This window comes from Mycobacterium sp. 1081908.1 (assembly GCF_001673535.1).
Lineage (GTDB): Bacteria > Actinomycetota > Actinomycetes > Mycobacteriales > Mycobacteriaceae > Mycobacterium.
Genome location: NZ_LZLY01000091.1, coordinates 1 through 931, shown reverse-complemented (window position 1 = coordinate 931; position 931 = coordinate 1). Strand labels below are relative to the sequence as shown.

Here is a 931-nt window from a genome sequence, read left to right as displayed (position 1 = left end):
GTGCGCGGATGATCGGTGACCGGCCAGGGCACCGGCTCGGTCAGCAGGCGCACCGTGCCCGCCGACCAATTCACATGCGGGCTGGGCCGATCCACGTTCAACGTCGGCGGCAAGCTGCCGTGATTGAGCGCCTCGACCATCTTGATCAACCCGGCCACCCCGGCCGCGGCCTGGGTGTGACCGATGTTGGATTTGATCGACCCCACCCACAACGGGCGCTCCGGGCTGCGCGCCGCACCGTAGGTGGCGATCAGCGCACCGGCCTCGATCGGATCGCCCAACGTGGTGCCGGTGCCATGCGCCTCGACCACATCGACCTGATCCAGCGCGACACCCGCGTTGGCCACCGCCTGGGTGATCACGCGTTGCTGCGCGGGCCCATTGGGCGCGGTCAACCCGTTGGAGGCGCCGTCCTGGTTGATCGCCGAGCCCGCGATCACCGCCAACACTGGGTGATTGTTGCGGTGGGCATCGCTGAGCCGCTCCAACACCAGCACCGCCGCACCCTCGCCCCAGCCGGTGCCATCGGCGTTGGCCGAGAACGCTTTACAGCGCCCGTCGGCGGCCAACCCGCGCTGGCGCGCGAACTCGGTGAACACCGACGGCGTCGTCATCACCGTCACACCCCCGGCCAGAGCAAGAGACGACTCCCCATTGCGCAGCGACTGACACGCCAAATGCGTGGCCACCAACGACGACGAACACGCCGTGTCCACGGTGATCGCGGGGCCCTGCAACCCCAACGCATACGCCACCCGCCCCGAGGCGACGCTGGTGGACAGACCCGTCAGCGCATAGCCCTCCGCCCCGTCGGAGCCGCCCCCGCCATACGCCTGCGACCACGCGCCGACGAACACCCCGGTCTCCGTGCGCGCCAACCCGGCCGGGTCAATTCGGGCCGTTTCCAACGCTTCCCAGCACACCTCCAGCA

The 931-nt window shown here is 69.6% G+C and carries 1 protein-coding gene; it reads right to left on the bottom strand.

Annotated elements, in window-relative coordinates; genetic code table 11:
* A partial coding sequence (locus tag A5655_RS13285; RefSeq protein ID WP_197508688.1) for a polyketide synthase occupies positions 1-931 on the bottom strand: 931 nt, incomplete at both ends.